5 protein-coding genes and 1 tRNA gene are annotated in these 8,041 nt (G+C 58.2%); 1 reads left to right on the top strand and 5 read right to left on the bottom strand.

The window, feature by feature from the left end; translation table 11 throughout:
- Window positions 1–305 (bottom strand): histone deacetylase (locus tag ABIL25_04100; protein MEO0081461.1); only part of this gene is annotated, 305 nt, incomplete at its 3' end.
- Window positions 306–420: 115 nt separating this feature from the next.
- Between ABIL25_04100 and ABIL25_04095 the strand changes: the two genes are divergently transcribed.
- On the top strand, window positions 421–2,433 hold the full coding sequence (locus tag ABIL25_04095) for a M14 family zinc carboxypeptidase (protein ID MEO0081460.1): 2,013 nt from the start codon (window positions 421–423) through the stop codon (window positions 2,431–2,433).
- A gap of 334 nt (window positions 2,434–2,767) precedes the next feature.
- Here the strand turns inward: ABIL25_04095 and ABIL25_04090 are convergent, their stop codons facing one another.
- From ABIL25_04090 to ABIL25_04075, 4 genes are all read right to left on the bottom strand, one after another.
- Entirely contained in the window at window positions 2,768–3,136 is a 369-nt protein-coding gene (locus tag ABIL25_04090; GenBank protein MEO0081459.1) for a hypothetical protein, read from the bottom strand.
- 939 nt (window positions 3,137–4,075) lie between these two features.
- Window positions 4,076–4,148 (bottom strand) — tRNA-Ala (locus ABIL25_04085).
- Between the two features lie 118 nt (window positions 4,149–4,266).
- Complete coding sequence (locus tag ABIL25_04080; protein MEO0081458.1) at window positions 4,267–5,541, bottom strand: hypothetical protein; 1,275 nt, start codon at window positions 5,539–5,541, stop codon at window positions 4,267–4,269.
- Window positions 5,538–7,472 (bottom strand): hypothetical protein, encoded by a 1,935-nt coding sequence (locus ABIL25_04075; GenBank protein MEO0081457.1) that lies wholly within the window; start codon window positions 7,470–7,472, stop codon window positions 5,538–5,540. Before ABIL25_04075 ends, ABIL25_04080 begins: the two co-directional genes overlap by 4 nt.
- Window positions 7,473–8,041: the final 569 nt, after the last annotated feature.

Raw genomic sequence — 8,041 nt, 5'->3', positions numbered from 1 at the left:
GCCAGTCGGCAGGCAATTACAGTACCGGCTGCATGAAGGAAGTACCCCTGGATGATTTCTAAAGTCAGCGGCAATTCAGACCTGACGGTGCGTGCGGTCCAGCGCTGATTGAGCATGTCGTCAACGTACTCCGGCGTATGAACCAGCTTGATGTCGTTGAGGTCTGGGTCGGGCGGCTCGACAAAGTCCTCAGGCTTTGCCAGACCGTCAGCCAGCAGCCGGTCGTGCACCAGCCGGTACTTGTCAGTGCGAAACACATGCGCGCCAATATTCACCTCATACCGGTCGGAATATACAAACTTCATCAGAGCTCCCTTTGCACACTCAGGTTCAAGGCGGGGTTATTATAGAACCAGCGTCCGGGCTGTCAAACCGCGTTTGCGGCCGGCGAGACGCGATATTGCCGATTCGCTATCTTTGATGTATTCTTCTGCAGTGGTTGACCTTCTTGCCATCGTCCTTCTGCTCGCCGAAACCGGTTCGGCCGGGCTTCCGGTTGAACGTACCGTCCGAATCGAAGTCCCGAACCACGACGCAGTCTACCATCTGAATCGCCAGGTCGAGATCGGCATCATCACTGCCGAGGACAACTACATCATTGCGGTTGCCGACGACATCGCCATCAACCGACTGCGAAGTCTTGGTTACCGGGTAACCGTTCTGATTGAGGACAATGCGAGGAAGGCGGCGCAGGACCTCGTCGAGTACTACTCCTACACTCAGGTATGCAGCATAATGCACTCGCTGGCACTCGCCTATCCTGGCATCGCGCGGCTCGAAACCCTTGGTTTCTCAGTCGGCGCGCGGCCGATTCCGGCAATGAAGGTCACTGAAAACCCGTGGCAGGATGCAAACCGGCCTCGCGTCCGGCTCATCGGCGCTCACCATGGCGACGAGAAGATCTCAACCGAGGTCGCCCTCGCGTTCCTTCTATATCTCTGCCTGAACTACGGTTCTGATTCCATTGTCACCCGTCTTGTCAACACGCGCGAGTTCTGGCTTGTGCCGATACTCAACGTTGACGGCCACGTTGCAAACCGACGGACAAACAACAACGGCCGTGACCTGAACCGGGACTACGGGTACGAATGGGAGAACTATTCAGAGCCATTCTCCCAGCCTGAAACCAGGGCCGTGCTCAGCCATAGCTTTCGCCATGTTCCCACGCTGGAATACGAGTATCACTCCACCGCCTCTTACGTCAACTACCTGTGGGACAACCACCCGGCAGACCCACCGGACTCAGGCTGGATTATCACGTTATCGCGGCGGTACGCGGATTCGACTTATGGTTCCTCGCTCACCCGACTCCAACCAATAAACGGGTACGACTGGTATGAAGTCCATGGCTCGTGTCAGGACTTCACCTTCGGTGGGTGCGGCGGTCTTGCCTGGACGATTGAGACCCAGCAGCCTTCGACCCGACCGAAGATTGACTCTATCTGCCTTGCGAACCGCCGCGCACTTCTTGACATGGCTGACCTAGCCGGCCGGGGCATCAACGGCCGGGTGTACGACTCAGTAACAGGTGTACCCTTGTACGCTCGGGTCGAACTCACCTCTCCCCCGCGCTGGCCCGCGCACACAAACGTCGGTGCCGGTGACTTCCACAAGATGGTCGCTCCCGGCACATACGCGGTTCGCGTATGTGCGAATGGATATGTGCCTAAGACGTTCTTCGGACTTGTGGTACCTGACACCGGGCTCTGGCTAGACGTGCCACTTGCAAGGCCGGTGTCAGAGCCCTGGCTTTCCGTCCAGCGCGTGCTTGCAGTCAAGCGGATTGATGACACTCACATATACAAAGACTGGGTGTACAATTCGTTGGGCGAACCCGACGGCGTGTACTACAACATTGGCCCAAGCACCTCAAACGTTATATTCGGGACCGACCAGTTCGAACCAGCCCAGAACCGGGTAGGTAATGACATCACGGTTCATGCGACCGGAAGCTACTCAATTGCCGCGGCAGAGGATTGGAAAGGGCCGTGGTATGTGCTTGGTAATGCATCAGGCGTTGCCAGCTTTGATTTGGCATCGGTCAACCTTGACAGCGCGAGATACTTGAAACTCACAAACACAGGCTCGGCCGCACTCGACGCAATAACGTACCTTGGTCGAACGAGAACCGACATCTCAGAATCCGGTCCCGGCCTCTACCTTCCCCGACTTGTGCTCAACCCCAACCCGGCTTCGGCCCGGGTGAACATCAAACTTGAAGCTCCAATTCAAGGTCGTTCCCTGATCTACGTGACCGACATTGCGGGCCGCACCGTACGTCTGCTCAGGTCTGATTTCAGTCGCAATCAGGCCTGCCTGACCTGGCCGCTTGACGACGAATCAGGCCGGCTGGTCCCAGATGGCGTCTACTTCTGTCGGCTTGGTACCGGTCCCAGCCCGGTCTTGCACAAACTTATCATTGCCCGACATTAGCGGGCGCAGTCCAGTAACTTTTCCCACCGAAGGTCAGACCTGACCATTAGCCAGCATGCGTGATGTACAGATGACTGCACAGGGGAATGCCCGACGTTTGGCTCCTGGGTCGAGCGCGGCCAGTCAAACCAGCTCCTCTCGGTCCATGTACGAGGACAGCACGCGAAGACTGTTCCCCGGAACATGCCTCCGCTGCTGCCGCAATGCTTCCTGGGTCTTAGCTACCGCCTATTGACTCCTGACCTGCCAACCCTGTCCCACAGGTCAATTGCATTCTCCGCGTTCTGGCCGGTTCCTCGCGACAGGTGCTGGCTTCAGGGTTCTTCTGCCTCACTTATACCGGGTCCGCTATCCCAAACACTTCCTTTCGCAGAACCTCAAGAATTGACTTTTTCAACTCCCTGGCGGTCCACTTGTCCTGAAGTACCATCGCCTCCTTGGCCAGAGTTTGGTCGTGAAACTTCCTGGACTTCTTCCACAGCTCCCGGCAGAAATTCAGATAAGCCGGGTAAGCATAGGTTGGCGCACCCTGCGCGCCCAGCACCACCTTTGCGCGGTCCTCAAGTTCAGCCAGGGCAGCCTGCGCCTCGGTCTGCTTGGCAAGCATCCGTTCGCGGCGTTTGTCAACCCGCTGCTTGATGACCTCGGTATCATAGTTCAGGTCATAGTTGTAGATACGGTCTGGACTTGGCTTCACCGGCATTGTATCCTCCTGCTCAATACGCCTCGCTCAGCACATGTCGGGTATAACCACGACACAGCAACGCGGCCAAACTCGTGAGACTAGCCGGAAACATACCCACAAGAATAATCTAGCGCGGATGATGTTCATTGTCAAGCCTAAACGGCCCAAGGACTGCATCGCAAAAAACCAGCCAGCTGCCCAACCTGCTGACTGGTGCCCAACCCTACGGTCTGCCATCACTTGAACCTGGCAGACGGTCTACCACTTAGATACATACACAGCTGACAAGTATGTGACCAGGGCGATACATGGGGCTAGCCCACGGGCTAGCCCCCAGGCTACCCAGGGGGCTGCCCCACGGCTAGCCAGTAGGGAAACAAACCACGCTGCATGTAGTGCAACCCTGATGTTTGCGGCAAGGTCTGCCCGCAATGACGCGCACCGGTCGGCACAGCCCGCAAACAATGGAGCAACCAGTGGGGCATTATGGGGGGCAATTCTGAATGTCGCATCTGCTTCTGCCGCGTCTAGCTAACATCCAGTATCTAATGCTCTTGGCCGCTCTGACCTGTCTCTGTGAACCTAAACGGAATCCCTATCATCGCCTAGTCGCCCGATACGTCCGGATTGTCTTACGCACATCTTCTGTATCTTCTCTTCTGTCGAATCTCCGTCCTGTTCGTTACGCGTCATAGCAGGTTCGCCAGTTCGCTGCCCGCAGGTTTCTGGCCACCGGGTTGCCATCGCCGTTGTCAGCTCTGCCCTCTTCCCCATTGATAATACTCTCTCGCGTTGCCGCGGTACGTTGGCGCGCAGTGCCTGACGAAGAGAGCTTCGCCGCTGGAAATTGGCTGCGATACTTTGCGTTCATTCACTCTGTCGTGCAGAATCAGGCCACTGAGAAAACGACGGATGATTCCTGCCTTTCCCCGGGCAGTACGTCCGCAAGAAAAAGAGTGGAGCTGACCCGATTCGAACGGGCGACCCTCTGCTTGCAAAGCAGATGCTCTCCCAACTGAGCTACAGCCCCGTGGAGGCAGGAGAACAGGGAGCGGTTCCTGCAGGAGAACGGCCAGACCTGCTCCTCTGCTCTCGATCCTACTTTGCCTGATGAGTCCTAGGATAGCAGCCTGGCGAACATAGTCAAGCTAGTGTCGTGAGTAGGCGATGCGGAAAGGTGTGCTGTCCGTTTTTGCACGGAACTCAGCGTAGGTGAGACCGGCCGCAAACCTCGCGCCTCGGGCTGCCATCACTGGTCCGCCGACGTACTCAAACCTAGTCGCAATCGTCAACCGACCAAGGGCCAGCGCAAAGCTCGCGGCCAGACACGGACCGTCTGGTTGACCGCAAGCAAACTCCAAAGCCGAGGGCAGCCACGCGACCGGCGACAGTTCGACGACGGCTGAACCAAGCCAGCCGTTGTCCAACGCAGTATGGCCGAGCAACCGATATTGGAAGCCGGCACCGCACTCCAACCACCGGCTGAACACCCGGGCAGCACTCAGGTTGAGTTTCAACGGCAGTTGACCCACAAACCCAGGGCCTGGTCCGTGGTCAAAACTCTGGGTGAACAACCCCTTTGTCCTAATGTCGTATGCGTTGCCCGGCGCAAGGGCAAACGTGTACGTTCCCTGCTCGATGCCGTCGGTCCAGATGATTCGGCCTCCGATGTCCCGGCCTGAAAGCGACAGATACCAACCATTCATCCAGAACGCAGCCCCGGCGTCGAACGCCGAACCGGCTCCACCTGATGCTTGCCGGTATGCGACAAGACCACAAGCCGACACTGCCTCGGGCGTGGTATGAAGCAACGCTTCTGCCTCTTTCAGTTCCAGACAGGCAAGCCCGTACAAGTAGTATGCGCCAACGCCGAGTGCAAAGTGCCGGCCGAGTGCGGTGCCGACCGACGCACCGGCCCGCATGTAACATTGCGCAAACCCGATAGCGTCCTTGGCGTGGTAGGTCCGGTCCAAAGCGTTGCCCTGAAGTGCAAGCTCAAACAGTTCCTCGGGAACAAGGCAGGAGGCGGAACCGGCGGTGCGAACCGAAGCAGCAAAGTTGGCCCAGCCGAACTCCATCCCGGCCGCCTCAGCAAAGCCACGTAGTGACAGCCCGGTGTGCGGAATCGAGCTAAGTATGTCCTGCTTTGCCCTCGCATCGAGATAGGCACCAGAGTAACGGTTGTACTGGCTCAGCGTAAACGAGTTGTTGTCAAATCCGAATCCGAAGTCAAGAATCCGATATGAGAACACTGGTCTTGCTGGCAAGGCAAGCTGGGCCGGGTTGAAGCGAAGTGCGTTGAGTCCGCTGACGGCTGCCGGGTTGAAACATGATGCCTGAGTCAGTCGGATGTTCCCGCTGAAGACAGCTAGCAGGATGCCGGTCGCAGCTGGAAGACTACGGACCTTGATGACCGACCTCACGGTGCCACCCTCATTTCCAGCTCGAGGAGCGCATTCACGTGAAGCCGGTCGGTTGCTCGGTAGTTCAGCGTGTCGGTTGCGGGCAAGGCCAGGAATAACTGGGCGGCCAGCGGACTCTTGCGAAACATCGTTATCTGGACACTGTCCAGTTCAATCTGGACGATAGTATCGCTCTCGCCCACGCAGTTATTCAGCCGGTCAATCCTGCCACGCGGTACCGCGAAGGGGAAGACGATATCATCGGTTAGTACACCTGATACTGGCAGTGCGGACGAGTCAGGCTTGACCAGAAGCCAGCCAGCGAACCCGGTCGGGAAATGGTTCTTGAAGCTGAGTGTTGCCCGGCCAGATACGAAGTATCGAGATGCCGCTTCGGCTGGTGACTGCGCAATCGTAATCCTGCGGGCCGGAGTCGGGACCGTGTCCGGAACCATGGCGAAGCGCATCGGCGTGCTGATTGCAGCCCGACCTGCAATCCAAGCCGAGCGCTCGTAGTTTCCTTGGCCGAAAATCCGCACAGTCCTGGTCATCGTTATTGCATCCGGGCCGGCATTGACAAGATCGGTGATGGGCAGCACCCATGTTCCAGCTGTGGGGAACCCGATGGTTCCGGCCGGTACCGTAAGCGACTGCACCGAACGCGCCACGACCGCGCCGTTCCGGACCGCGGCCAGTTCGAGACTCAGAGCCAGCGGAAAACCGATGCAGTTATCGAGGTCGAGCACAACGTCAGCAGACGGCACCCGCACGCCGTGCATCCCACTTGGCAGAAACCTTGGAAGGGTATCGAGCCTGGCCGCGACATATACTGCATCAGTGAAAGTGCCGGCAACCCGCTCCGGCTCTAGCGACCGGGTCGTATGGTTCACCGTAAGGCCATCGGCCTTGGTCAGATCAACGTACTCGTCGGTCTGATCAAGCACAGCAACCACCTCAAAATCCAGCAGGCTGTTTGTTCGAGACCGGTTGTCAACCTTGACACCGGTCAGGTCCAGGTCAACTGCGCTAACACCGTGGCCAGCCAGCCGGCAGCGAACTGTCCGGCCGAGCTTGGGAACCCGGACCTCAGCCTCAAGCGGCAGACCGAAATCATTAGCCACCTCGATCTGGCACGTTCCGGCAGCAAGCACCATACTGTCAGCCTTGAACGGCTTGGTGCTCCTGGTCATGACCCGGCACCATCGCTGACCACGAGCCGCCGGTAGACGGCAGCGAGCTCCAACCACCTGTACTGAATCAAGCTTGAACTCAAGCGCAACCGAATCGGTCTTCGAAAGACGGACAGTACCACCGGTAGTTCCAGCTGAGCCAATGACTGCAAGAGCCGGCACCGGCGACTGGACAAATGTCCCGCCAATGTCGAACTCGGCCAACCGGCTCTCGCCCGCGGCAAGCGGTCCGACAACCTGACAGCCGAAGGGAAAGACAAGGGCGACCGAGTCAAGCACAAGCCCGGTGTGATTGGTTACCCTGATGCCCGCTCTTGCTCTGGCTATCTCAGCCCAGACGATGTCGGAGAACTCGAACGCGCGCTCGAACGTCCGCTCGAATGCTGGGACCGGCTGCTTGGTTCCGCTGTCCGGTATCGACCGGCCGATGAGCTCTTCGAGTCCAACCCTGGTCCTGATTGCGCAGAATCCGCTCAACACAAAATCAGGCAGTTGAATCCGGCTACACTCGTGGGTGTTGACCAGGTCCACGACCCCGGCCGGCGTTACCGTGTCAATCTGGAATTTGGCTGCAAAACTCAGTGTCGAGTCCGGTCCAACCTTGAACCGGCTCGTATCCAGGAAGTCAACAAGACGCAACGTGGTCTGGTACAGCGGTACGGCCAGCGTCGTGTCCCACTGCGGCATAGCTGGCGGCCGAAGACAGAACAGCCCGGCCAGAACCAACGCAGTTGCAAGCAAAACGACTTGACAGCTTTTCACCCCAACTCCCTCAACAACACATGCAATCAGTAACCCCAGAAAATCATATGAGCCGCCGTACCCTGCGAGCATCCCAGAGTGCCAATTCTTCTAGAGAGGCGGCATTCTCTTCATTTAAGGAACGGCCCTTCAGGAATACAGCAGCCCCGATCCTAGGCCTGCCGGCGCAGCGAAGTGAAGGGGGCCGAAAGAGAGGAGGACTTGGGCGTGGGCAGTTCCCAAGAAGGAGGCTAGATGCCGGCCCCCTGGGCAATGTTCAAGCGGACGCTACCTCGAAGTGAACCGGTCGCTCTGGTGACCGTTTGGGTGCTGTTCGCCGGACTTCTTCCCCATCTACTGTCCTTCCCTGTCTTGACGAGCAGCGCCGGCAATCACCCGCGGCAGGTCCGCTGCCTTGTTTCCCCTTCCGAGCCAGAGCGGTTCCCTCCTTCCCGAGAGAAATCATGCGGACGAACAGAGCGGGAAAGGGCTTTATCGGCTAAAGGCGAGAGGCTGAGATGGCAGAGAGACCCTGTGTGATGCGCCTAGGTGAGAGCCATCGGCCATCCCCGCCCCGTTCGTCCGTGCGA

It is taken from the genome of candidate division WOR-3 bacterium (assembly GCA_039801365.1).
Lineage (GTDB): Bacteria > Hydrothermota > Tepidihabitantia > Tepidihabitantales > Tepidihabitantaceae > JBDRUN01.
The sequence above is the reverse complement of the archived record's forward strand: the minus strand, read 5'-3'. Positions and strand labels throughout refer to the sequence as shown.

Coding starts and splice junctions, on each gene's coding strand:
- ABIL25_04095 (MEO0081460.1), top strand. CDS start 421: ATGTATTCTTCTGCAGTGGTTGACCTTCTTGCCATCGTCCTTCTGCTC.
- ABIL25_04090 (MEO0081459.1), bottom strand. CDS start 3,136: ATGCCGGTGAAGCCAAGTCCAGACCGTATCTACAACTATGACCTGAAC.